Origin of the sequence: Streptomyces sp. SolWspMP-5a-2 (assembly GCF_900091845.1) — a bacterium.
Classification (GTDB): domain Bacteria; phylum Actinomycetota; class Actinomycetes; order Streptomycetales; family Streptomycetaceae; genus Streptomyces; species Streptomyces doudnae.
Map to the genome: position 1 here is coordinate 1 of NZ_FMCI01000332.1, position 25,089 is coordinate 25,089.

General features: G+C 73.7%; 13 protein-coding genes and 2 pseudogenes. 10 read left to right on the plus strand and 5 right to left on the minus strand.

Annotation, left to right across the window (positions count from 1 at the left end; translation table 11 throughout):
• Positions 1–699 precede the first annotated feature (699 nt).
• The 4 genes from GA0115242_RS33050 to GA0115242_RS33065 form a co-directional block, all read right to left on the minus strand.
• Positions 700–1,308, minus strand: a complete 609-nt coding sequence (locus GA0115242_RS33050) for an ATP-binding protein (protein WP_161353403.1) — start codon at positions 1,306–1,308, stop codon at positions 700–702.
• A 169-nt stretch (positions 1,309–1,477) separates the two neighbouring features.
• Positions 1,478–2,245, minus strand: coding sequence for an enoyl-CoA hydratase/isomerase family protein (locus GA0115242_RS33055; RefSeq protein WP_093835118.1), 768 nt, complete (start codon positions 2,243–2,245; stop codon positions 1,478–1,480).
• 88 nt (positions 2,246–2,333) lie between these two features.
• Positions 2,334–3,581: a L,D-transpeptidase gene (locus tag GA0115242_RS33060; protein ID WP_256089814.1), complete on the minus strand. Its 1,248-nt coding sequence runs from the start codon at positions 3,579–3,581 to the stop codon at positions 2,334–2,336.
• 167 nt (positions 3,582–3,748) lie between these two features.
• Positions 3,749–4,981, minus strand: coding sequence for a L,D-transpeptidase (locus tag GA0115242_RS33065; protein ID WP_093835120.1), 1,233 nt, complete (start codon positions 4,979–4,981; stop codon positions 3,749–3,751).
• Positions 4,982–5,134: 153 nt separating this feature from the next.
• On the opposite strand from GA0115242_RS33065, the gene glgX reads away from it, so the two are divergent.
• The 8 genes and pseudogenes from glgX (at position 5,135) to GA0115242_RS33105 (ending at position 19,852) form a co-directional block, all read left to right on the plus strand.
• Positions 5,135–7,366 (plus strand): glycogen debranching protein GlgX, encoded by a 2,232-nt coding sequence (gene glgX, locus GA0115242_RS33070; protein ID WP_093835122.1) that lies wholly within the window; start codon positions 5,135–5,137, stop codon positions 7,364–7,366.
• A 133-nt stretch (positions 7,367–7,499) separates the two neighbouring features.
• Positions 7,500–9,335, plus strand: coding sequence for an ABC transporter ATP-binding protein (locus GA0115242_RS33075; RefSeq protein WP_093835124.1), 1,836 nt, complete (start codon positions 7,500–7,502; stop codon positions 9,333–9,335).
• Positions 9,332–11,299 carry an ABC transporter ATP-binding protein gene (locus GA0115242_RS33080; protein ID WP_093835126.1) on the plus strand — a complete coding sequence of 656 codons (1,968 nt, stop codon included), beginning with the start codon at positions 9,332–9,334 and terminating at the stop codon, positions 11,297–11,299. Before GA0115242_RS33075 ends, GA0115242_RS33080 begins: the two co-directional genes overlap by 4 nt.
• A 15-nt stretch (positions 11,300–11,314) precedes the next feature.
• On the plus strand, positions 11,315–13,036 hold the full coding sequence (locus tag GA0115242_RS33085) for an ABC transporter ATP-binding protein (RefSeq protein ID WP_093835128.1): 1,722 nt from the start codon (positions 11,315–11,317) through the stop codon (positions 13,034–13,036).
• Entirely contained in the window at positions 13,033–14,820 is a 1,788-nt protein-coding gene (locus tag GA0115242_RS33090; RefSeq protein WP_093835130.1) for an ABC transporter ATP-binding protein, read from the plus strand. Before GA0115242_RS33085 ends, GA0115242_RS33090 begins: the two co-directional genes overlap by 4 nt.
• A gap of 428 nt (positions 14,821–15,248) precedes the next feature.
• A pseudogene (locus tag GA0115242_RS33095) lies at positions 15,249–17,257 on the plus strand (M4 family metallopeptidase); the annotation flags it as partial.
• A 338-nt stretch (positions 17,258–17,595) separates the two neighbouring features.
• A complete protein-coding gene (locus tag GA0115242_RS33100) occupies positions 17,596–19,257 on the plus strand; it encodes a M4 family metallopeptidase (protein ID WP_093835132.1) in 1,662 nt (553 codons plus the stop codon).
• Between the two features lie 73 nt (positions 19,258–19,330).
• The gene (locus GA0115242_RS33105) at positions 19,331–19,852 is read left to right on the plus strand and encodes a DUF1990 family protein (protein ID WP_093835134.1); all 522 of its coding nucleotides are present in this window, start codon (positions 19,331–19,333) and stop codon (positions 19,850–19,852) included.
• Between the two features lie 102 nt (positions 19,853–19,954).
• On the opposite strand, the gene glgP is transcribed toward GA0115242_RS33105, so the two are convergent.
• Positions 19,955–22,573 (minus strand): alpha-glucan family phosphorylase, encoded by a 2,619-nt coding sequence (glgP, locus tag GA0115242_RS33110; protein ID WP_093835136.1) that lies wholly within the window; start codon positions 22,571–22,573, stop codon positions 19,955–19,957.
• Positions 22,574–22,868: 295 nt separating this feature from the next.
• On the opposite strand from glgP, the pseudogene GA0115242_RS33115 reads away from it, so the two are divergent.
• Both GA0115242_RS33115 and GA0115242_RS33120 read left to right on the plus strand, forming a co-directional pair.
• Positions 22,869–23,759, plus strand: a pseudogene (locus tag GA0115242_RS33115) (S8 family peptidase); the annotation flags it as partial.
• A 248-nt stretch (positions 23,760–24,007) separates the two neighbouring features.
• Positions 24,008–25,089, plus strand: a 1,082-nt coding sequence (locus GA0115242_RS33120; protein WP_141721842.1) for a maltotransferase domain-containing protein, incomplete at its 3' end; no start/stop codon positions are given.

Sequence of the window (25,089 nt, forward strand, 5' to 3'; positions counted from 1 at the left end):
GGCGGGCGGTTCGGCGGCGGCGTGGCGGGTGGCGGACGGGGTGGCTGCCGGGTGGGCGACGGCGCCGGGGGTGGAGCATCCGGCGGCGAGCGCGCCCCCGGCCACCAGGGCGGCGCCCGCGCGCAGCGCCGTTCGGCGGTCGGTCGTGGTCACCGCTCCATTTAAGAGCGACGAACCGACAAAACGGGCCATTGACCCGAACGGCGACAAAGTGACCGCGGGTGGGGGCACCCCCGGCGACGGGCGAGACGAACGCCGACGACCGGCACCCGGACAGCGGACAGCGGACAGCGGACAGCGGACAGCGGACAGCGGACAGCGGACAGCGGACAGCGGACAGCGGACAGCGGACAGCGGACAGCGGACAAGGATGAACGCCGACGACCGACCCCGGACAGCGGGCGAGGCGAACGCCGACTACCAACCCCCGGACAGCGAGCAAGGCGAACGCCGACTGCCGACACCCGGACACCGGGCGAGGCAAGCGACAACGGCCGCCTCCCGGACGGCGCCGCGGCAACGGCCGTCGACGGCACGGGCGGCGGAGCGACGGCCATCAGGGCCTGGACGGCGGAGCGACGTCCGTCAGCCGCGCGGACACCCGAGCCGCGACCGCCGGAGGCACAGCCCCCGGGGCGCCCCAGGCCGGCGTCCGGCATCCCGCCCCGGCACGTCCCCGCCAGATCCCGGCGGGCCCCGTCAGCGGTCGGTGACCCTCATCTCGTACCAGGTGGTCTTGCCGCGGGGCAGCAGGTCGACGCCCCAGCGGTCGGCGAGCTTGTCGACGAGGAAGAGGCCCCGCCCGCTGAGGTCGGTCTCCGCGACCGGCATCAGGCAGGGCAGGCCGCGGGAGGGGTCGCGGACCTCGACCCGGATCCAGCCGCGCCGGTGTTTCATGCGGAGGCCGAAGACCCGGGCGCCGGTGTGCCGGACCGCGTTGCCGACCAGTTCGGAGACGAGCAGGACGGCGTCCTCGGCGAGTTTCGGGCCGAGCCCCCAGTGGCGCAGGACGACCACCTGGGCGAGTCTTCGCGCGGTGGCGGCGGACTCGGGCCGGGACGGCAGGGAGACCTCGGCGTCGGCCGGGTTGCCGAACAACTCCAGCGCCTGGAGCCCTCGTTCGTCCTCGACCGCGGGGGACCAGCGGGCCGCGGCCGCACGGTCCTGTCCCCGCGGCTGTTCGATGCCCTCCAGCCCCGCCATGCCCCCATCATGGCCGCCCCGCACACCCCCCGGGGCGGTTCCGGCGGAATGCACCCCCCGGAACCCCTCGTTCCGCATAACCGTTTCGGCATATGCCTTCGGCAGTTCAGAGGGGTGTGTGGCTGATCTGACCTGGGGCGGAGGATCGACTGAGGACAAGCGACAGGCTCCCTCGACACGACAGGCTTAAGGGCCTCTTAAGGCTCCCATAAACCGCCCCTTCGAGGGACCCCGCATCAGACATCCTGTCAACTGTGCGCGAATGCGCGGACGTTCACAGGAACTTCGCCTTCCCCGGACCCTCCTCCACGAAGCTGCGCATCCCCCGCTCGCGGTCCTCGGTCGCGAACAGACCCGCGAACCAGGTGCGTTCGAGGGCGAGGCCGGTGTCGAGGTCCGTCTCCAGGCCGCCGTCGATGGCCTCCTTGGCGGCCCGCAACGCGATCGCCGGCCCCTGCGCCAGCTTCGCCGCCCAGGCGTGCGCGGCCGCGTAGACCTCCCCGGCGGGCACCACCCGGTCGACCAGACCGAGCGTCAGCGCCTCCTCCGCCCGCACCATCCGGCCGGTGAAGATCAGGTCCTTGGCCTTCGAGGGGCCGATCAGCCGGGCCAGCCGCTGGGTGCCGCCCGCGCCCGGGATCAGACCGAGCTGGATCTCCGGCTGACCGAACTTCGCGTCGGCGCCCGCGATCCGGAAGTCCGCGCAGAGCGCCAGCTCGCAGCCGCCGCCCAGCGCGTACCCGGCGACGGCCGCGACCACCGGCTTGGGGATGCGGGCCACCGCGGTGAACGAGTCCTGGAGGGCGCGGGACCGCAGGATCATCGCGGCGTGGTCCATCTCCCGCATCTCCTTGATGTCCGCGCCGGCCGCGAACACCTTCTCACCGCCGTGCAGCACCACGGCCCGCACGTCCGCGCGCCGTCCCGCCTCCTCGGCCAGTTCCCTGAGCCGGTCCTGGGTGGCCATGTCCAGCGCGTTCATCGGCGGGCGGTCGAGGCGGATCGTGCCGACGCCCTCGGCGACTTCGAGATTCACGGTCATGCAGGCAGGTTAACGGCGACTAACGACAGGGGCCCGGTGCTGTCGGTCACAGCACCGGGCCCCTCGCGCGTCGGGGACGCGGGTCAGCTCACGCCTTCCACTTCTCCCACGACATGTTCCAGCCGTTGAGGCCGTTGTCCGGCGCGACGGTGCGGTCGTCGGAGTGCTTGACGACCACCACGTCACCCGTCATCGAGTGGTCGAAGAACCAGCCGCCGGGCAGCTTGCGGTCGTAGCCGCCGCGCACGTCCCGCAGGCCGACGCAGCCGTGGCTGGCGTTGTAGTTGCCGAACGCGCCGCCGCCCCAGTAGTTGCCGTGGACGAAGGTGCCGGAGTCGGTCAGGCGCATGGCGTCGGGGACGTCCTTGATGTCGTACTCGCCGCCGTAGCCGACCGTCTCGCCGTTCATCCGGGTCACCCGGAGCTTCTCGCTGATGACCATCTGGCCGTTCCAGGTCTCGTAGCCGGGCTTGCCGGTGGTGACCGGGATGGTCCTGACGACCTTGCCGTCCTGGGTGACCTTCATCGTGTGGGCCTTGGCGTCCACGATCGAGACCTGGTTGCGGCCGATGGTGAAGGAGACCGTCTTGGACTGCTTGCCGTAGACGCCCGCGCGGCCCTCCACCCCGTCGAGGTCGAGCCGGACGGTGACCTCGGTGCCGGACTTCCAGTACTCCTGCGGGCGGAAGTCGAGGCGGTCGTTGCCGAACCAGTGGCCCTCGACGTCCACGGCGGGCGACGTGGTGACCGTGATCGCCTTCTCGACGTCCTCCGGGTGCGTGATGCCCCGGGTGAAGCGGATCGAGAACGGCATCCCGACGCCGACCTTCGATCCGTCCTCCGGGGTGAACGTGCCGACGAAGGTGTTCTTCGGGGTCAGCGTGGTGAAGCGGGAGTCCTCGGCCGCCTCGCGCCCCTCGGCGTCCTCCGCGACCGCGTGCACGGTGTACGTGGTGGCCGCGGCCAGGTGCCCGGCGGGCGTCCAGGTCGCGCCGCCGTCGGTGATCTCGCCCTCGACCTCGTCGCCCTTGGCGTTCTTGACCTGGACCTTCTTCAACTTGCCGTGCTTCGCGGTGACTTCCAGGGCCCCGCTGGTGCCGACGGCCTCGGCACCGTCCTTCGGCGCGATGGCGACGACGGCCGCCGACTGCGAACTCCGGGCGGCCGTCGCGTCCTTGCCGCCGCCGTCCGCCCCCTTCGCGTCCCCGGAACCGGAGTCGCCGCCGCCGCACGCGGTGGCGGTCAGCATCACCACCCCGAGCAGCAGGGCCGACAGCCGTCTCGCGTGCCGTCCCCGCGCGTCAACCGACGCCCCCGATATCGGTCGCACGTCCACGTTCTCTCCCCTCGCCGGGCCTGGTCGGGCCCGCACCCCCGCGCGTCCCACGCGCACATTGGCGCATATTAACCGCAAGGATTTGGGGAAGATGTGAGGCGGAGGTCACCGTTCAGCAGCAACATCGGCGACCGTCCCGGGTCCGACCTCCGGCGGGCCCCCGGCGGTCATCCGCGGGTGGCTCCCCCCGTCCACCGCTGCCACGTCATGTTCCAGCCACCGAGGCCGTTGTCGGCCGCGACCGTGGTGTCCTTGCTGTGCACCACCTCGATCACGTCCCCGACGAGGCTGCGGTCGAAGAACCAGCCGGCCGGGGTGTCCGAGCTGCCGCCCTTGACGTCCCGCAGCCCCACGCACCCGTGACTGACGTTGACCCGCCCGGGGGCGTTCGGCGACCAGTAGTTGCCGTGCAGGAACGTCCCGGTGTTGGTGAGCTTCATGGCGTGCGGGACGTCCGGGATGTCGTACTCGCCGCCGAACCCGACCGTGCGGCTGTTCATCCGGGTCACCTCCAGCATGTCCATCACCACCATCTTCCCGTTGTACGTGGTCGTCTTGGGGGCGCCCGCCGTGATCGGCACGGTGGCCAGCAGCTCCCCGTCCCGCCGTACCTCCATGGTGTGGTCGGCCGCGTCGACCAGGGAGACCTGGCTGCGCCCGACGGTGAAGGAGAACGTCTTGTACTGGAGCCCGTAGACGCCCGGGGCGCCCTGCACGTCCCGCAGCTTCAGGGAGACCGTCACCTCGGTGCCGGGCCGCCAGTACGCGCGCGGACGGAAGTCGAGCCGCCCCTTGCCGAACCAGTGCGGGCGGATCTCCACCGGCGGGCGCGCGGTGACCTGCACCGCGCGCTCCACCGCGGCCCGGTCCTCGATCTCCCGGCTGAAGTCCAGCGAGACGATCATGCCGGTGCCGACCGTGGTCCGGTTCTCCGGCGTGACGTAGGCGATGAAGCGCTCGTCGGGGACGTACGTGGTGAACGTGGTGTGCCGGGCCGAGCGGTGGCCCTCGTCGTCGACGGCGACCGCGTCGACCGTGTACCGCGCGGCCAGGCCGAGCGTGCGCTCGTCCGGTTCCCAGCTCAGGCCGTCCTGCGCGATCCGGCCCGGCACCTGCGACTCCTGCGCGTCCTGGGAGCGGACCACCTTCACCGACTCCAGCCGCCCGTCGGGCACCCGCACCCGCAGCGGCTCCCCCGGCGCCACCCCCTTGCTCCCGTCGTCGGGGGAGATCCGGATGACGTCCTCGGGGGCCGCGGACGCGCCCAGCGCCCCGCCGAGACCGATCCCGCCCGAGCCGCCCGAGGTGCAGCCGGCCGCTCCGGCGAGTAGTCCTGCCCATGTCAGTAGGGCGGCCAGCGTGGCCCCCGCGCGCCGCGCGCGCCCGTGTACGTGCCTCACGCGGTGTGCAACGAGCGGGGCGGGTCCGGGGAAACGTGAGTGCGACGCGTGCTCTGGGCAGAACATGGGGGAGGACGACGCGAAGGGGTGCGGTGACCGGGACGTCACCCGCCCCTTTCCCGGCCCGTCCCCCGAGCCGTGGGAGGCTGACAGGTGTCCAGCGCAGCCGAGCGGGAGGCGGTGGCCGGGGAGCCGACCGCCCCGGTCGTCGTGACGGAGGCGGTCCCCCGCGGGACGCCGGGCGTGCCGGTGCGGCCGGGCGCGCCGACCCCGCTGGGCGCCCGGTACCGGGTCGGGCCCGACGGCGTGGCGGGCACCAACTTCGCGCTGTGGGCGGGGGGCGCGGAGTCCGTCGAGCTGTGCCTGTTCGACGCGCGCGGCCGGGAGACCCGGGCCCCGCTGACCGAACTGACGCACGAGATCTGGCACGGCTTCGTCCCCGGGGTGCTGCCGGGGCAGCGCTACGGCTACCGGGTGCACGGCCGCTGGGACCCGTGGACCGGCGGCCGCTGGAACCCGGCGAAGCTGCTCCTCGACCCGTACGCGCGGGCCGTGGACGGCGACTTCGCGCTGCCGCCCGAGGTGTACGGGCACGTCAGGGACTGGCCGCAGCAGCACGTCGCCGACACCGTGCGCGACGAACGCGACTCCGCGCCCTTCGTCCCCAAGGGCGTCGTCGTCCATGACGACGACGACTGGTCGGACGACCACCGGCCGAAGACCCCCTGGGCCGACTCCGTCATCTACGAACTGCACGTCAAGGGCTTCACCAGGACCCACCCCGGCGTCCCCGAGGAACTGCGCGGCACCTACGCCGGGCTGGCCCACCCGGCGGCCGTCGCGCACCTGGAACGGCTCGGGGTGACGGCGGTGGAGCTGCTGCCGGTGCACCAGTTCGCGCACGAGGACCATCTGCTGCGCCGGGGGCTGCGCAACTACTGGGGCTACAACTCGGTCGGCTACTTCGCCCCGCACGCCGGGTACGCCTCCGCGGGGACCGCCGGGCAGCAGGTCGGCGAGTTCAAGCGGATGGTGCGGGCGCTGCACGCGGCCGGCATCGAGGTGATCCTCGACGTCGTCTACAACCACACCGCCGAGGCCGGGGAGCTGGGCCCGACGCTCTCCCTGAAGGGCATCGACAACCGCGGCTACTACAGGCTCCAGTCCGACGCCCGCCGCTACGCGGACTACACCGGCTGCGGCAACACCCTGCACGTGGTGCGGCCGCACGTGCTGCGGCTGATCACCGACTCGCTGCGCTACTGGGTGACCGAGATGGGCGTCGACGGCTTCCGCTTCGACCTCGCGGCGGCGCTGGCCCGCTCCATGCACGACGTCGACATGCTCTCGCCGTTCCTCGCGGTCATCGCGCAGGACCCGGTGCTGCGCCGGGTGAAGCTGATAGCGGAACCGTGGGACGTCGGCTCGGGCGGCTACCAGGTGGGCGCCTTCCCGCCGCTGTGGACGGAGTGGAACGACCGCTACCGGGGCGCCGTCCGGGACTTCTGGCGGGGCGCGCTGCCCGACGTGCGCGACCTCGGCTACCGGCTCTCGGGCTCCAGCGACCTCTACGCGTGGGGCGGCCGGCGGCCCTACGCGTCCGTCAACTTCGTCACCGCGCACGACGGTCTGACCCTGCGCGACCTGGTGACCTACGAGCGCAAGCACAACGAGGCGAACGGCGAGGGCAACCGGGACGGCACCGACGACAACCGGTCCTGGAACTGCGGCACCGAGGGCGAGAGCGACGACGGGCGCGTGCGCGCGCTGCGCAGACGCCAGTTGCGCAACCTGCTCACCACGCTGCTGCTGTCGACGGGCGTGCCGATGCTGGTCGCGGGCGACGAGATGGGGCGCACCCAGGGCGGCAACAACAACGCCTACTGCCAGGACAACGAGACGAGCTGGATCGACTGGGGACTGCTGGAGGACCCCGGCTGGCGGGCCCTGACCGAGCTGACGTCCCGGCTGATCGCGCTGCGCCACCGGCACCCGGTGCTGCGCCGCCGGGCGTTCTTCTCCGGCGTCCCGCACTCCGCGGACGGGCTGCGGGACCTGGCCTGGTTCACCGCGCGGGGCGCCGAGATGACCGAGGGCGACTGGTACGCGCCCGCCGCCACGCTCGGCATGTACCTCTCCGGGCGGGACATCCCGGGCCGCGACGAGCGCGGCGCCCCCATCGTCGACGACAGCTTCCTCGCGGTGCTGCACGCCGGGGACCGGCCCGCCGCGTTCGCGCTGCCGGGGGCGCCGTGGGCGGAGCGGTACGAGGTCGTCGTCGACACCTCGCGGGAGGAGCAGACGGCGGCGCCGGGGGTGACGTACCGGGCGGGGACGTCGATCACGGTGCCCGCGCGGGCGGTGCTGCTGCTGCGGGTGGGGTGACCGGGCGCCCTGGTTCCCAGGTCACCGGGGGCGCGGCGGGCCGTGGCGGCTGTGCCCGCTGTGCCCGCCGGGACGCCGGACCCGGCCAAAACTCGGTGGGCGTTGTCAGTGCCGGTCCGTAGGCTCGCTGCTGATGTCCACCACACCTGCCGCCGCGCCCGCCCCCGACCGTTCCGCGGTCCGTACCCTGCTGCGTCTGTGGCCCCATGTACGGCCCGTGCGGGCCCGGTTGGCGACGGCCGCGTCCGTCGCCGTCGTCGCCTCCTGCCTGGGGCTCGTGATCCCGCTGGTCCTGAAGTGGATGGTCGACGGACCGGTCACCCATCGCGATCCGGCCGGGGTGTGGCTGGGCGCGCTGTGCCTGCTGGTGCTGGGGATCGCCGAGGCCCTGCTCTTCGGGCTGCGCCGGTGGCTGGTGGCCCGGCCGCTGTCCCGGGTCGAGGCGGACCTGCGGGCGGACCTGTACGGGCGCTCGCAGCGGCTGCCGGTCGCCTTCCACGACCGCTGGTCCTCGGGCCAGTTGCTGTCCCGGGCCACCACGGACCTGATGCTGCTGCGCATGTTCCTCGCCTTCCCGCTGACGTTCCTGCTGGTCAACGGGGTGACGATCCTGGTCGGCGTGGGCATCATGCTGCTCCAGGACTGGCGGCTCGGGCTGGTGATCCTGGTCCCCGCGGTGCCGGTGATGGTGACGTGCGCGGTCTTCGAGAAGCGGTACTCGGGCGTGGCGCGGCTCGCGCAGGACCAGGTCGGCGATCTGACGACGGTCGTCGAGGAGAGCGTCCTCGGCATCCGGATCATCAAGGGCTTCGGCCGTCACCGCAGCCAGGCGCGGGCGTTCCGCGAGCTGTCGGCGACCCTGCGCGGCACCGAGCTGCGCAAGGCCCGGCTGCTGGCGGCGATCTGGGGCGTCATCGTGACCCTGCCCGAGCTGGCGATCGGCGCCGCCCTGGTCCTGGGCAGCGTGCAGGTCGCGGACGGCGACCTGTCGGCGGGGACCCTGGTCGCGTTCCTGTCGACGGCGCTCGCGCTGCGCTGGCCGGTGGACTCCATCGGCTTCCTGCTCGCGATGTGCCAGGAGGCGGCGACCGCCACCGAGCGGTACTTCGAGGTGCTGGACGAGCGTCCGGAGTCGCCCGGCGGCGAGCGGTCCCGCGCCCCGGACACCGGCCCGGGGGCGAGCGGGCTGCGCTTCGACGGCGTGCGGTTCCGCTACCCCGACGCGCCGCCCGGCTCACCGCCCGTCCTGGACCGCGTGGACCTGCACATCAGGCCCGGCGAGTCGATGGCCCTGGTCGGCGCGACCGGCAGCGGCAAGACCACGCTCACCGCGCTGGTGCCGCGCCTGCACGAGCTGACCGAGGGGCGGATCACCCTGGACGGCGAGGACATCACCGCGCTCTCCCGCGAGGAGCTGCGCACCCGGGTCGCCGTCGCCTTCGAGGAGCCGACGCTCTTCTCGGCGAGCGTCGGCGAGAACGTCCTCATGGGGGCGGACGGCGGTGCGGGCGCCGTCGATCTTGAGCGCGCCCTCGGGGTCGCCCAGGCGGACTTCGTGCGGGCGCTGCCGCAGGGTGCCGACACCCAGGTCGGCGAGCAGGGCCTGAGCCTCTCCGGCGGGCAGCGGCAGCGGCTGGCGCTGGCCCGCGCGGTCGTCGGCAGGCCCCGGTTCCTGATCCTGGACGACCCGCTGTCCGCGCTGGACGTGCACACCGAGGCGGCCGTGGAGGCGGCGCTGCGCGAGGTGCTGGCCGACACCACCGCGCTGATCGTCGCCCACCGCCCCTCGACGGTGCTGCTGGCCGACCGGGTCGCGCTGCTGTCCGGCGGGCGGGTCGCGGCCGTCGGCACCCATCACGAACTGCTGCGCACGCACCCGGAGTACGCGTACCTGATGTCGGGGGGCGCGGACGACGGGGAGAGGACGCCGACGGCCGTCGGCACGGGGGAAACGGAGGGCGAGCGATGACATCCGCCACGACGTCGGTCCCGCGGCCCGGCGACGACGAGCCGGACGACCGGGCACCCGCGCCCGCCCGGGAACGGGTCGCCGACGGGCCGGGGAGGTCCGGCGCGGAGGGCAGGGGCGGCGGGCCGGAGGCGGCAGGGCCGGGGGTGCCGGAGGGCGGGAGCGGTCCCGGGGGCGACCCCTTCGACCAGGACGCCCTGCCCGCTCCCCCGGGCGCCACCGGGGCGCTGCTGCGGTCGCTGCTGGCGCCCATGAGGGCGCGGGTCGCGGGCACCGCGCTGCTCATCCTGTTCCAGCAGGCGGCCGTGCAGGCGGGCCCGCTGCTGGTGGCGTACGCGATCGACACCGCCGTACCGGCCTTCCGCCGCGACGACCTGGGGCCGCTGACCGCGGTGGCCGTCGGCTACCTGCTGTCCGCGCTGGTCTCCGGCGGCCTCCAGTACGCGTTCGTCGTCGCCTCGGCGCGGGTCAACCAGGACGTGCTGCTCGACCTGCGCGGCCGGATCTTCCGCCACGCGCAGGCGCTCAGCCTGGACTTCCACGAGCGGTACACGTCCGGGCGGCTGATCTCCCGGTCCACCACGGACGTGGAGTCCCTGCGCGAACTCCTCGACGAGGGCCTCCAGGAACTGATCACGGTCGTCCTGTCGTTCGTGTACATCTCGGCGATGCTGCTCTGGCTCGACCTCGGTCTCGGCGGGGTCGCCGTCGCGTCGTTCGGGCCGCTGTACCTGCTGGTGCGGATGTACCGGCGGCGGGCGGGCCGGGTGTACCGGCTGCGGTCGACGGCGATCGCCTCGGTGATCGTGAAGTTCGTCGAGACGATGAACGGCATCCGCCCGGTGCGCGCGTTCCGGCGCGAGGCGGTCAACGACGCCGACTTCAAGGTCCTCAACAGCCGTCTCGAACGGCGCAACGGCGACGCGCTGCTGGAGATGGCCCGGTACGTCGTCGGCTCCCGGCTGGTCGCCAACACGGCCGTCGCCGGGATCGTGCTGTGGGGCGCCTACCGGGTGGCGGACGGCTCGCTGGCGCTGGGCGTGCTGGCGGCCGCGGTGCTCTATCTGCGGCGCCTGTACGACCCGATCGACCGGCTCGGCATGTTCCTCAACTCCTACCAGTCGGCCGCGGCCTCCCTGGAGAAGATCGCCGGGCTGCTGGCGCAGAGGCCGTCCGTGCCGGAGCCCGCGGACCCGCGGGAGCTGCCGCCCGCCCGGGACGGCCTGCCGGGGCGCGAAGTGGTCTTCGACCAGGTGGCGTTCGGGTACCGCACCGGCGGCGAGGTGCTGCCCCGCTTCGACCTGACGATCCCGGCGGCGCAGACGGTCGCGGTGGTCGGCTCGACGGGTGCGGGGAAGTCGACGCTGGCGAAACTGCTGGCCCGGTTCTACGACGCGTCGGCGGGCCGGGTCCTGCTGGACGGCGTCGACCTGCGCGAGCTGTCCGTGCCCGAACTGCGGCGCGGGGTGGTGATGGTGACGCAGGAGGCGTTCCTGTTCTCCGGCACGGTCGCCGAGAACATCGCGATCGGCCGTCCGGAGGCGGACCGGGAGGAGATCGAGCGGGCCGCGAAGGCGATCGGCGCGCACGACTTCATCGAGGCGCTGCCCGACGGCTACGACACCGACGTCCGCAAGCGCGGCGGCCGGATCTCCGCCGGGCAGCGGCAACTCGTGGCGTTCGCGCGGGCGTTGCTCGCCGACCCGGCGGTCCTGATCCTGGACGAGGCGACCAGCTCGCTGGACGTGCCGGGCGAACGGGCCGTGCAGCGCGCGATGGCGACGGTGCTCCAGGGCCGCACCGCCGTCGTCATCGCCCACCGGCTCTCCACGGTGGCGATCGCGGACCGGGTCCTGGTGATGGAGGGCGGACGGATCGTGGAGGACGGCAGCCCGGCCGAACTCATTGCGGGCACCGGGCGGTTCGCGGATCTGCACCGGGCGTGGCGGGACAGTCTGGCGTGAGCGGAGCGGGGGCGGATGATCGACGCGTACGAGGACCCGGGCACGCCCGACCTGCGCGGGGGCGGACGGTACCTGTGGTGGCTGGTGCGGTGCCAGCGGGGCCGGGCGGTGGCCGGGGCGGTGCTGGGCAGTGTGTGGATGGTGCTGCTCGCGGCCTCGCCCTACCTGCTGTCGCGGGCCGTCGACGGGGGTCTTGAGCCCGGTGACTACCCGGTGCTCGCGGGCTGGACGGCCGCGCTGCTCGGGGTGGGCGTCCTCAACGCCTGGCTGAGCGTCATGCGGCACCGGACGATGACCCGGGTGCGGCTGGACGCCAACTTCCGCACCGTGAAGCTGGTCGTGGGGCACGCGGCCCGGCTGGGCGCCGCGCTGCCGCGCCGGGTGGGGGCCGGGGAGGTCGTCACCATCGGGGTCGGTGACGTGCAGACCATCGCGACGGCGCTGACCGTGGTGGGGCCCGGGGTCGGCGCCGTCGTCGCCTATCTGGTCGTCGCCGGGCTGCTGCTGGCCGTGTCGCCGCTGATCGCGGCCGTGGTGCTGCTCGGCATCCCGGTGATCGTCGTCCTGGTCGGGCCGCTGCTCGCCCGGTTGCAGGGCGCGGAGGGCGAGTACCGGGAGCGGCAGGGGGTGCTGACCGCGCGGATCTCCGACCTGGCGGGCGGGCTGCGCGTGCTGAACGGGCTCGGCGGCAAGGAGCTGGTCGCGGACGCCTTCCGGCGCGACTCGCGGCGGCTGCTGCGGCAGGGCTACCGGGTCGGCGCGGTCACCAGCTGGGTGCAGGCGCTCGGCGTGGGGCTGCCGACCCTCTTCCTCGCGGTGGTGACCTGGCTCGCCGCCCGGCTGGCCGCCCAGGGGGCGCTCTCCGTCGGGGAGCTGGTGTCGGTCTACGGGTACGTGGCGGTGCTGGTGCTGCCGGTGGCGTTCTGGGTGGAGTGCGGCTACCAGATCAGCCGGGGCCTGGTCGCGGCCCGCCGGGTGGTGCGCTTCCTCGGCCTCGAACCGATGGCGGACACCGGCACCCGGGACGCCCCCGCCGAACCGTCGGCGCTGCACGACCCGGTCTCCGGGGTGCGGGTGCGGCCGGGGCGGCTGACCGCGCTGGCCTCGGCCAGGCCCGCCGACGCGGCGGCCGTCGTGGACCGGCTCGGCCGCTACCTGCCGTCGACGGCGACCTGGGGCGGGGTGCCGCTCGCCGACATCCGGCTCGCCCAGGTCAGGGAGCGCATCCTGGTCGCCGACCCGGAGGCCGACCTGTTCGCGGGCACCTTCCGGGAGCTGGTCGGCGCGGGCCGGGACCCGTCGGGCGCGGCCGTCGAGCGGGCGGTGCGGGACGCCGTCGCCGAGGACATCGTGCGCGGGCTGCCGGACGGGCCGGACAGCGTGATCGACGCGCAGGGGCGCAACCTCTCCGGCGGGCAGCGCCAACGGGTGCGCCTGGTGCGGGCGTTGCTCGCCGACGCGGAGGTGCTGCTGGCCGTCGAACCGACCTCGGCGCTCGACGCGCACACCGAGGCCAGGGTGGCGCGACGGCTGCGGGACGCCCGCGCGGGCCGGACGACGCTGGTGACGACGACGTCCCCGCTGGTCCTCGGCCGGGCGGACACCGTCCACTTCCTGGTCGACGGCAAGGTCGCGGCCACCGGCGACCACGCCCGCCTGCTCGCCACCGAGCCGGGGTACCGGGCGCTGGTGGCCCGCGACGCCGACGAGACGGCCGGAGAGGGCGTGCCCCGGTGACCGCCGCGCCGCCCGCCGGACTGCCGGTCGCGGAGCCCGCCGACGTCCGCCGGGCCGTCGGGCGCCTGGTGCGCGGGGACCTCGGGGCCTTCGGTGCCCTGCTGGCGCTCAACGCGCTCGCCGCGGGCGCGGGGATCGCCGGGCCCTGGCTGGTCGGGCGGATCGTGGACGAGGTGCGCGGCGGCGCGGGGGTCGGCGCCGTCGACCGGCTCGCGCTGTGGATCCTGCTCTGCGCGCTCGGGCAGTTGCTGCTGGCCCGGTGGGCGCGGTACGTCGGGCACCGGTTCGGGGAGCGGGTGCTGGCCCGGGTGCGCGAGGAGTTCGTGCGGCGGACCCTCGCGCTGCCCGCGGCCACCGTGGAGCGGGCCGGGACGGGCGACCTCACCGCGCGCGGCACCGGCGACGTCGCCACCGTCGGCACCACCCTGCGGGACGCGGGGCCCGAACTGCTCGTCAACTCCGCGCAGGCGCTGTTCCTGGTGGGCGCGGTGTTCGTCCTCGACCCGCTGCTCGGCGCCTGCGGGCTGCTGGGCCTCGGCGGCGTCTGGGCCGTGATGCGCTGGTACCTGCGCCGGGCCAGGTCCGGCTACCTCGCCGAGGGCGCCGCCACCTCCGAGGTCGCGGAGATCGTCGCGGCGACGGCGGCGGGCGCCCGCACGGTCGAGGCGCTGCGGCTGGAGCGGCGGCGGATCGCGGTCAGCCGGGACGCGGTGGAGGCGTCCCGGCGCACCCGGATGTACACGCTGTTCCTGCGCTCGGTCCTCTTCCCGGTGATCGAGGTCTCCTACCTGGTGCCGGTGGCGGCGGTGCTGCTGGTCGGCGGGGCGCTGCTCGCGCGCGGCACGCTGAGCCTGGGCGAGGTCGTCGCGGCGGCCCTCTACCAGCAGCGGCTGGCCACCCCGCTCGACGAGGTGCTGATGCGGATCGAGCAACTCCAGTCCAGCGGGGCGTCGTTCGCCCGGGTGGAGGGGCTGGCGCGGGCGCCGCGCGCGGTGTCCGACGGGTCGGCGGCGCCGGTCGGCGGGCGGATCGACGTGCGGGGGGCGCGGTACTCCTACGAGCGGGGCGGCGAGGTGCTGCGCGGGGTGGATCTGACCGTGCGGCCCGGGGAGCGGCTCGCGGTGGTGGGCCCCTCGGGCGCCGGGAAGACGACGCTGAGCAGGCTCCTCGCGGGCGTCGAGGCGCCGACCGCGGGCTCGGTGACGGTGGGCGGGGTGCCGGTGGCCGCGCTCGGGCCCGAGCGGCTGCGCCGCCAGGTGGTGCTGGTGACCCAGGAGCACCATGTGTTCCTGGGGAGCGTCCGGGACAACCTGCTGATCGCCGAACCGCAGGCACGGGACGAGCAGTTGTGGGCGGCGCTGACCGCGGTCGGCGCCGACGACTGGGTGCGGGAGCTGCCGGACGGGCTCGGCACCCGGCTCGGCGAGGGCGGCGCGCGCACCGACGCCTCGCAGGCCCAGCAGCTCGCACTGGCCCGGGTGGTGCTGGCGGACCCGCACACGCTGATCCTCGACGAGGCGACGGCGCTGCTTGACCCGGCGACCGCCCGGCACACCGAGCGCGCGCTGGCCGCCGTCCTGGCCGGGCGCACGGTGATCGCGATCGCGCACCGGCTGCACACCGCGCACGACGCGGACCGGGTGGCCGTCATGGAGAACGGCCTGCTCACCGAGGTCGGCACGCACGACGAACTGGTCGCGGCGGGCGGGGCGTACGCGGCGCTGTGGGGGACCTGGCACGGGGAGCGGGGACAGGGTGCGGAGGCCCCCGCACGGGAGCCGTGAGGAACGTCCCGGCGTCCCGCACCCGCGCGCGGCGAGGCATCCCCGCGTGCCGCACCCGTGCCCGGTGGGGCGCCTTCGCGTGCCGTACCCGTGCCCGGCGGGGCGTCCCCGCACGCCGTACCCGTGCCCGGTGGGGCGTCTCCGTGTGGCGTGTCGGTGACGTGTCCGTATAGCGAACATGAATTACCGGACAACGAACGAAATCCGGCCAAATTCCTGACGCGGCCCTGACACACGGGGCCGATCCCTGCGACTCTTCCCACGGCCCGTTCACAGCAACCCCACAGCTTCACCCCACGGAATGCCGCCGTGGACCGGCCCGCACGCCCGCACTGCACGCACTTCGCTCCGCGTACCGCCCGGTCGGCCCCCTCGCCGTCCGGTCTCCCCCGGCCGCGCGATCCGCGGCCACGCAGAAGGAGTCAGTGTTGAGAAGCAGTTCCTCTCGCGGACGCACCTCCCACACCGCACACCGCCGCGCCGCCGCCGTCGCCCTCGCCGGTGTCACCGCCCTGATCGCCGCGGCCGTCCAGTCGGGCGCCGCCAGCGCGGCCCCGGCCCCCGCCGACGGGCCCGCAGCGGTCCGCGCGGCCGTCGTGCTCTCCCCCTCGCAACGCGCCGAGCTGCTGCGGGACGCCGACGCGGCCCGCGCCACGACCGCCCGGGACATCGGTCTCGGCGCCAAGGAGCGGCTCGTCGTCAAGGACGTCGTCAAGGACGCCGACGGCACCCTGCACACCCGCTACGACCGCACCTACGACGGCCTCCCGGTCCTGGGCGGCGACCTGATCGTCGACACCGCCGGCTCCGGCGCCACCCGCCGGGTCGTCAGGGCGACGGACGCGCCCGTGGCCGTCGCCGACACCACGCCGGACGTGACGAAGTCCGCCGCCGAACGGCAGGCCGTGGAGCGGGCGCGGACGCTCGGCGGGACCCGGGCGAGCGCCGACGCGGCGCCGCGCACCGTGATCTGGGCGGCGGGCGGCACCCCGGCGCTGGCCTACGAGACGGTCGTCGGCGGGCTCCAGGAGGACGGGACGCCGAACGAGCTGCACGTGATCACCGACGCGGCCACCGGCAAGAAGCTCTACGAGTACCAGGGCGTCAGGAACGGCACCGGCAACACCCAGTACAGCGGCCAGGTGACCCTGACCACCACCCAGTCCGGCTCGACGTACACGCTGACCGACGGCGCGCGCGGCGGCCACAAGACGTACAACCTCAACCGGGGCACCTCGGGCACCGGCACGCTCTTCTCGCAGACCAGCGACGTCTGGGGCAACGGCACCACGTCGAACACGGCGACGGCGGGCGCCGACGCCCACTACGGCGCGGCCACCACCTGGGACTTCTACAAGAACACCTTCGGGCGCAACGGCATCAAGAACAACGGGGTGGGCGCCTACTCCCGCGTCCACTACGGCAACGCGTACGTCAACGCCTTCTGGAGCGACAGCTGCTTCTGCATGACGTACGGCGACGGCAGCGGCAACGCGCGTCCGCTGACCTCGCTGGACGTGGCGGGCCACGAGATGAGCCACGGCGTCACCTCCAACACCGCGGGCCTCAACTACAGCGGTGAGAGCGGCGGGTTGAACGAGGCCACCTCCGACATCTTCGGCACCGGCGTGGAGTTCTACGCCAACAACGCCTCCGACGTCGGCGACTACCTCATCGGCGAGAAGATCAACATCAACGGCAACGGGACGCCGCTGCGGTACATGGACAAGCCGAGCAAGGACGGCGCGTCCAAGGACAGCTGGTACTCCGGCATCGGCTCGGTGGACGTGCACTACTCCTCGGGCCCCGCCAACCACTTCTTCTACCTGCTGTCCGAGGGCAGCGGCGCGAAGACGATCAACGGCGTCAGCTACAACTCGCCGACCGCGGACGGCCTCCCGGTCACCGGCATCGGCCGGGACAAGGCGCTGGCGATCTGGTACCGGGCGCTGACCACCAAGTTCACCTCCACCACCACCTACGCGGGCGCCCGCACCGGCACCCTGGCGGCGGCGGGCGAGCTGTACGGCACCGGCTCCGCCGAGTACCGGGCGGTGCAGGACGCCTGGGCGGGCGTCGCGGTGGGCGCGCGCCCCACCGCCGGGGCGAAGGGCGCCGCGTCCGAATAGCGGGCCGCGTCGATTCGGACAACGGGGCGGCCGTCACGTCGTCCGCGAACGTCACCGGACGGACCGGCGGCGCCCCGTAGGCCCTTCGGGTTTCGGTCGACCTCGCGCGCGGCCACCGGGAGGGCCCGGTGATCGGTCCGGCGGCTCCCGGCGGGACCGCGCACCGGCGGGGGAACGCCTCGTCGGCCGGTTCGGCGGACGGCGTCCGGCAGCTCTCCGCCGCCGGCGCCTCCGCCGAAGTCGCTTGCCGCATCTGGAAGTTGCGGGTGCGGGAGCAGACAGCCCAGCACACCGGCCGGATCGACGGGTCCTCACCGGCCCGCCCGCGGGGCGCAGGCCCGCGGGCCCGTGCCAGGGCGCCGTCCCGGTGGTGCGCACGCCCGGGACGGCGCCCGCTCCACCGCCCGCGACGAGACCAGTTTTTTGCCAACACCATGCCGACCGCTGGTTGGGACTTGACGCAGTTCACGCGGGTTCACATTCCCGCAATGTTCACTCAGCGGTCGGTTTTCAGCCAACATCATGACCTGGGACTGACATGTACGCGTCCTTGGTGTCACTCTTCCTCACAACCGCCGCACAACTTCAAGCAACTCCCGGTCGGACGCCCCACGCCGGTCCGGACTCCCCACTTCAAGGAGCTTGTGTGACCCCCCTCTACACGCGTCACAAGCGCTCGACTCTGGCCATCGCCACCGCCGTTGCCGCCGGAGCCCTGCTCGCCACCGGTCTGACCACCGGTTCGGCCGCCGCCCAGACCCCGGCGGACACCACGGCCAAGGCCCCGCTCGCCGCGGCGCCGCTCCAGCTCTCGGCCGGCGCCCGCGCCTCGCTCGTCGAGGAGAAGCGGGCCGACGCCACCGCGACCGCGCAGGAGATAGGTCTCGGCGCCAAGGAGAAGCTGGTCGTCAAGGACGTCCTCAAGGACAACGACGGCTCGGTGCACACCCGTTACGAGCGCACCTACGCGGGCCTGCCCGTGCTCGGCGGCGACCTCGTCGTCCACCAGTCGGCGAGCGGCGCGACCAGAAGCGTGACCAAGGCCGTCAAGGCGACCATCAAGGTCGCCTCGGTGAAGCCGCAGATCACCGCCGCCAAGGCGGAGAAGCAGGCCCTGACCCTCGCGAAGGAGGCCGGTTCGGCGAAGACCACCGCCGACTCCGCGCCCCGCAAGGTGATCTGGGCGGGCGACGGCACGCCGGTCCTCGCCTTCGAGACCGTCGTCGGCGGCCTCCAGGACGACGGCACCCCGAACGAGCTGCACGTCATCACCGACGCGGCCACCGGCAAGAAGCTGTTCGAGTACCAGGGCATCGAGAACGGCTCGGGCAAGAGCCTGTACTCGGGCACCGTCACCCTGAACACCACGCTGTCGGGCTCGACGTACCAGCTGTACGACACCACGCGCGGCGGTCACAAGACCTACAACCTGGCCCGCTCCACCTCCGGCACCGGTTCGCTGTTCACCGACGCGGACGACGTGTGGGGCACCGGCGCGGCCTCCAGCTCCAGCACCGACCAGACCGCCGCGGTGGACGCCGCCTACGGCGCGCAGGTCACCTGGGACTTCTACAAGAGCACCTTCGGGCGCAGCGGCATCAAGAACAACGGCGTCGCCGCCTACTCCCGCGTCCACTACGGCAACGCGTACGTCAACGCGTTCTGGGACGACTCCTGCTTCTGCATGACGTACGGCGACGGCTCGGGCAACACGCACCCGCTGACCTCGCTGGACGTGGCGGGCCACGAGATGAGCCACGGCGTCACCTCCAACACCGCGGGCCTCAACTACAGCGGTGAGAGCGGCGGGTTGAACGAGGCCACCTCCGACATCTTCGGCACCGGCGTGGAGTTCTACGCCAACAACGCCTCCGACGTCGGCGACTACCTCATCGGCGAGAAGATCAACATCAACGGCAACGGCACGCCGCTGCGGTACATGGACCAGCCCAGCAAGGACGGCGCCTCCGCCAACTACTGGTCCTCGACGACGAAGAACCTGGACGTGCACTACTCGTCCGGTGTCGCCAACCACTTCTTCTACCTGCTGTCCGAGGGCAGCGGCGCGAAGACGATCAACGGCGTCAGCTACAACTCGCCGACGTACAACGGCTCCACGGTCACCGGCATCGGCCGCGCCAAGGCGCTGCAGATCTGGTACAAGGCGCTGACGACGTACTTCACGTCGACGACGAACTACAAGTCGGCCCGCACCGGCACGCTCTCCGCCGCGGCCGCCCTGTACGGCTCCGGATCGACCGAGTACAACGCGGTGGCTTCGGCCTGGACCGCGGTCAACGTCACCTGATCCCAAGGTAGTTGACAGAAGAACGGCCCCCGGGAGGTAGCTGATCCCGGGGGCCGCCCTACTCTTGGGTGCCATGTCCTCGTCGCACTTCACGTACGAGCCGGTCGGCGCCACCCGCGACGATCCGGCCTTCTGCCCGCCCGGCTTCCACTCCCTCCATGTGCGCACCCGTATCGGCGAGGGCGAGGAGGTCTTCCGCCGGGCCTCCGAAGCGGTCCTCACCTGGGAGATGCACCGCGCGATGGGCGTCGGCATGGAGACCGGCGCCGACCGCGCCGCGCCCGACGTGGACGTCACCGTCACTCTGGCCGGAATCATTCGGGCACCCTGCCGGGTGGTGTGGACCCTGGACGAGTCCCGCCGCCGCGGCTGGGGCTACGGCACCCTGGCCGGTCACCCCGAGAGCGGCGAGGAGGCCTTCATCGTCAGCCGCACCGGGGACGGCACGGTCTGGCTGACGGTCGCCGCCTTCAGCCGCGGCCAGAAGTGGTACGCGCGGGCCGCGGGTCCGGCGGCGCGGGCCCTGCAGCAGGCGTACGCCCGCCGCTGCGGCGCGACCCTGCGCCGTCTGTGCGCGGACCTGGCGGAGATCTGAGGGACGGCGAGCTGAGGGACGGCGCCCGGACACCCTCGCCCGGGACGCCGCCGACGGACGCCCGGCGGCCGGACGCCCGTCGTCCGGGCGCCCGGCGCGCGCTCAGCGCAGCAGCACCCCCGCCCCCGTCGCCGCGTCCTGCGCCGGGACCGTCACCAGGCCCATCTCGGTCGGGGAGGCGAGCAGGCGGTGGGACGGGAGGATGCGGACCGTGTAGCCGTAGGGGCCCGTGCGGTCCAGGGCCAGCGGACCCTCGTAGAGCCAGCGGCCCTCCCGGTCGGGGTTGCCGACCGGCTTGAGGGGGGTCGCCGACACCTCCGTGAGGCGGTCCTCGGGGTCCACCCGGCCGGAGACCGCCTGCACCTCGACGTCCTCCGGGGCCAGCCCGGCGAGGGCGACGCGGACCCGCAGACCGAGGGTCGAGCCGAGTTCCGCCGTCGGGGTGGCCGTCGTCGTCTCCACGTGGTCGACCCGCACCCCGGGCCAGGCACCCCGCACCCGGTCCTTCCAGGCGGCGAGCGCGCGGGCGGTCTCCGGGGTCAGCGCGCGGTGGGCGTGGGCCGCCGGGGTGTAGAGGCGCTCCACGTACTCCTGGACCATGCGCCCCGCCAGCACCTTGGGCCCCAGCAGGGTGAGGGTCTGGCGGACCATCTCGATCCAGCGGTCGGGCAGTCCGGTGCGGCCCCGCTCGTAGAAGCGCGGCGCGACCCGCTGTTCCAGCAGGTCGTAGAGGGCCGCCGCCTCTATGGCGTCCCTGCGGTCCGGGTCGGTGCCCGCGCCGTCGGCGGTGGGGATCGCCCAGCCGAAGTCGGGCTGGAACCACTCGTCCCACCAGCCGTCCAGGACCGACAGGTTGAGGCAGCCGTTGAGGGCGGCCTTCATCCCCGACGTGCCGCACGCCTCCAGCGGGCGCAGCGGGTTGTTGAGCCAGATGTCGCACCCCGGGTAGAGCTTCTGCGCCATGCCCATGCCGTAGTCGGGCAGGAACACGATCCGGTGCCGCACCCGCGGGTCGTCGGCGAACCTGACCAGCTCCTGCACCAGGCGTTTGCCGCCGTCGTCGGCCGGGTGCGCCTTGCCCGCGACGACGATCTGGACGGGCCGCTCGGGGTCGAGCAGCAGGTCCGTCAGCCGTCGCGGATCGCTCAGCATCAGCGTCAGCCGCTTGTACGACGGCACCCTGCGGGCGAACCCGATGGTCAGGACGTCCGGGTCGAGCACCCCGTCGATCCAGCCCAACTCGGCCGTTCCGGCGCCGCGTTGGCGCCAGGACGCGGTGAGCCGCCGCCGCACCTCGGTCACCAGTTGCTCGCGCAGGGTGCGGCGCAGCTCCCAGATGTCGAGGTCGGGGATGCCGGCGACCGCGTCCCAGCGCTCGGAGCCGCCCGCGGTGAGCGCGTCCTCGGCGCGCTGCGCGCCGACCTGCCGGGCGCCGAGCCTGAGCACCTCGGGCGCCACCCAGGTCGGCGCGTGCACGCCGTTGGTGACGGAGGTGATGGGCACCTCCTCGGCGTCGAACCCGGGCCACAGACCGGCGAACATCTCCCGGCTGACCTGGCCGTGCAGCAGCGAGACGCCGTTGGCGCGCTGCCCCAGGCGCAGGCCCATCACGGCCATGTTGAAGAGGCCGGGCTCGCCCCCGGGGTACGTCTCCCTGCCGAGCCGCAGGACGCGTTCGGTTTCTACGCCCGGGAGTTCGGCGTCCGGGCCGAAGTGCCGGGCGACCAGGTCGCGGTCGAAGCGGTCGATGCCGGCCGGTACCGGGGTGTGCGTGGTGAAGACGGTCCCGGCCCGCACCGCCTCCAGGGCGGCGTCGAAGTCGAGCCCGGCCGCGCCCAGTTCGGCGATGCGCTCCAGGCCCAGGAACCCGGCGTGGCCCTCGTTGGTGTGGAAGACCTCCGGCTCCGGGTGGCCGGTGAGACGGCAGTAGGCGCGCACCGCGCGCACCCCGCCGATGCCCAGCAGCATCTCCTGGAGCAGCCGGTGCTCGCTGCCGCCGCCGTAGAGGCGGTCGGTGACGCCGCGTTCGCCGGGGTCGTTCTCCTCGACGTCGGAGTCCAGCATCAGCAGCGGCACCCGGCCGACCTGGGCCAGCCAGATCCTGGCGTGCAGCCGCCGTCCGCCCGGGAGCGCAAGTGCCACGCTCGCGGGGGTGCCGTCGGCCTCTTCGAGGAGGGCGACGGGCAGCTCGTGCGGGTCCAGGACGGGGTAGTGCTCCTGCTGCCAGCCGTCGCGGGAGAGCGTCTGGCGGAAGTAGCCGTGCCGGTAGAGCAGGCCGACGCCGATCAGCGGCACCCCGAGGTCGCTGGCGGCCTTGAGGTGGTCGCCCGCCAGGATGCCCAGGCCCCCCGAGTACTGGGGCAGCGCGGCGGTGATGCCGAACTCGGGTGAGAAGTAGGCGACGGCGGACGGGAGTTCACCGGGCTGCGCCTGGTACCAGCGCGCGCCGCGGACGTAGTCGTCGAGGTCGTCGGCGGCCGCGGCCAGGCGGCGCAGGAACCGGCGGTCCTGGGCCAGCTCGGCGAGCCGGGCCGGGGGCACGCTGCCGAGCAGCCGTACCGGGTCGCGGTCGGCGGCGGCCCAGCGTTCGGGGTCGACGGACTGGAAGAGGTCGCGGGTCTCCGCGTGCCAGGACCAGCGCAGATTGCGCGCGAGGTCGCTGAGCGGGCGGAGGGGTTCGGGCAGGACGGGTCGGACGGTGAAGCGACGGATAGCCTTCATTGCCACCTCGTCAGGCGTGCGGAAAGGGACGCACGGCGGTGTGCGTCCCGTCGTCACGGTCGACGGTATCGGCGTCCGGGCGCCCTCACCACGGCGCCGATCGGCCGCACGGCGTCCGGGACACCGGACGACCTGCGCGAGCGGGGCCGCGCGAGATGGCCGATTCCACCCCCGAGGCGTTCTTGTCGGGTCCCACCGCGCGGGGGAGGCTTCCCCCGTGGCGTGTCGACCGGCCGCCGGGTGCCCCCGGCGACGGGGGCGTGGTCGCACGCCGAGCCGAGGAGGGGAACCCTGACCATGGCACGCCTCCGTCGTCCCCGACACCCGGGTGTCGCTCGCGGGCGCCCCGGCCGGGCCGCCGTCCTGGGGGCTGGACCGGATCGACCGGCCGGGGCTGCCGCTGGACGGGCGCTACCGGCCCCCGGCGTCCGGCGGGCGCGGGGTGACGGTGTACGTGATCGACACCGGGGTCCGCGTCACCCACCGGGACTTCGGCGGCCGTGCCTCCTACGGCTGGGACTTCGTCGACGGCGACCGGAGCGCGGGCGACGGCAACGGGCACGGCACCCATGTCGCGGGGACCGTCGCGGGGGCCGCGTACGGGGTGGCGAGGAAGGCGCGGATCGTCTCCGTGCGGGTGCTCGACGACCACGGCGACGGCACCACCGCACGGGTGATCGCGGGCATCGAGTGGGTGACCCGGCACGCGCGCGCACCCGCGGTCGCCAACCTCAGCGTGGGCGGTCCGTACAACGCCCGGTTGGACGCGGCCGTCCGCGCCTCGATCGCGTCCGGCGTCACGTACACCGTCGCGGCGGGCAACCACGGACGGCCCGCCGGTCTCTTCTCGCCCGCGGACGTGCGGGAGGCGATCACGGTCGGCGCGACCGGCCGGGACGACGCCCGCGCCCGCTTCTCCGACTTCGGCCCCTCCGTCGACCTGTTCGCGCCGGGCGTCGGCATCACCTCCGCGTCCTATGCCAGTGACACCGGCAAAGCGACCTATTCCGGTACGTCGATGGCCAGTCCGCATGTCGCGGGCGCCGCCGCGCTGTATTTGTCCGAAAACCCGAAGGCCGAGCCCGAGCAGGTTTCCAAAGCCCTCGCAAAGAATGCCGTGCACGGGAAAGTGTCCGGCCGTGGACCCGGTTCGCCGGACGAACTCTTGCAGGTACCGGCCTCGTAGCGGCAGACCGCCCGCCCCGCGCGACGGCGTCCGCGCCCCGGCGCCCGGCCGCGCCGACCCGGCCGGTCCCGCGTGTAGACATACGCGCGAGTAGTTAACAAAGTGCCGGATTGCGCACTCGCTTAGGGTGGGAAGGAACCAGCGGTACGAACCCCTCCGGAATTCCCCGGAATTCAGGGGGTACCCGACGCAGGACCCACCTCCCCTCAGCCATCCGCCCACCCACGTTGACGCGGACAGGAGCGGTCATGCCCGCCAAGCACCACTCGTCAGCACCCCCGACACCCGGCACCGCGACGGCCCCGGCACCCCCGGCCGACACCGGGCCGCCGCCCTCGGAGCCACCCTCCGAGAACGGAGGCCAGGACCTCATCGGACGCATCCCCGTCCTCGACGTGCGCCCCTTCGTGCAGCGCGGCCGGCGTCCCGCCAAGGCGGTGACCGGCGAGTCGTTCGAGATCTCGGCCACCGTGTTCCGGGAGGGTCACGACGCCGTGGCGGCCGATGTCGTCCTCACCGATCCTCGGGGGCGCACCGGCCCCTGGACCCCCATGCACGAACTGGCCCCCGGCACCGACCGCTGGGGCGCCACCGTCACCGTCACCGAGCCCGGCCGCTGGACGTACCGGGTCGACGCCTGGAGCGATCCGCTCGCCACCTGGCACCACCACGCGGAGATCAAGATCCCGGCCGGGATCGACACCGAGCTGGTCCTGGAGGAGGGCGCGCGGCTGCACGAGCGGGCCGCGGCGGGCGTCCCCAAGGGCGCCGGACTGCGCAAGGTGGTGCGCGGCGCGGCCGACGCCCTGCGCGACCGCTCGCTTCCGGCCACCTCCCGGCTGGCCGCCGCGCTGACCCCGGAGGTTTCGGCGGCGCTGGCCCGGTATCCGCTGCGTGACCTGGTCACCTCGTCGCCGACGCTGCCGCTGCTCGTGGAGCGGGAACGGGCGCTGTACGGCGCCTGGTACGAGTTCTTCCCGCGTTCCGAGGGCACCCCGGAGGAGCCGCACGGCACGTTCCGCACGGCGGCAGGCAGGCTTCCGGCAATTGCGGGCATGGGTTTCGATGTGGTGTATCTGCCGCCGATCCACCCGATCGGCACGACGTATCGCAAGGGCCCCAACAACACGTTGTCCGCGGGCCCCGACGATGTCGGCGTGCCGTGGGCGATCGGGTCGCCCGTGGGCGGGCACGACGCGGTGCACCCGAAGCTGGGCACCGTCGAGGACTTCGCGTGGTTCGTGGAGCGGGCGCGGGGTCTGGGTCTGGAGGTGGCGCTGGACTTCGCGTTGCAGTGCTCGCCCGACCATCCGTGGGTGGAGAAGCACCC

Coding starts and splice junctions, on each gene's coding strand:
- glgP (WP_093835136.1), bottom strand. CDS start 22,573: ATGAAGGCTATCCGTCGCTTCACCGTCCGACCCGTCCTGCCCGAACCC.
- GA0115242_RS33080 (WP_093835126.1), top strand. CDS start 9,332: ATGACATCCGCCACGACGTCGGTCCCGCGGCCCGGCGACGACGAGCCG.
- GA0115242_RS33055 (WP_093835118.1), bottom strand. CDS start 2,245: ATGACCGTGAATCTCGAAGTCGCCGAGGGCGTCGGCACGATCCGCCTC.
- GA0115242_RS33075 (WP_093835124.1), top strand. CDS start 7,500: ATGTCCACCACACCTGCCGCCGCGCCCGCCCCCGACCGTTCCGCGGTC.
- GA0115242_RS33105 (WP_093835134.1), top strand. CDS start 19,331: ATGTCCTCGTCGCACTTCACGTACGAGCCGGTCGGCGCCACCCGCGAC.
- GA0115242_RS33085 (WP_093835128.1), top strand. CDS start 11,315: ATGATCGACGCGTACGAGGACCCGGGCACGCCCGACCTGCGCGGGGGC.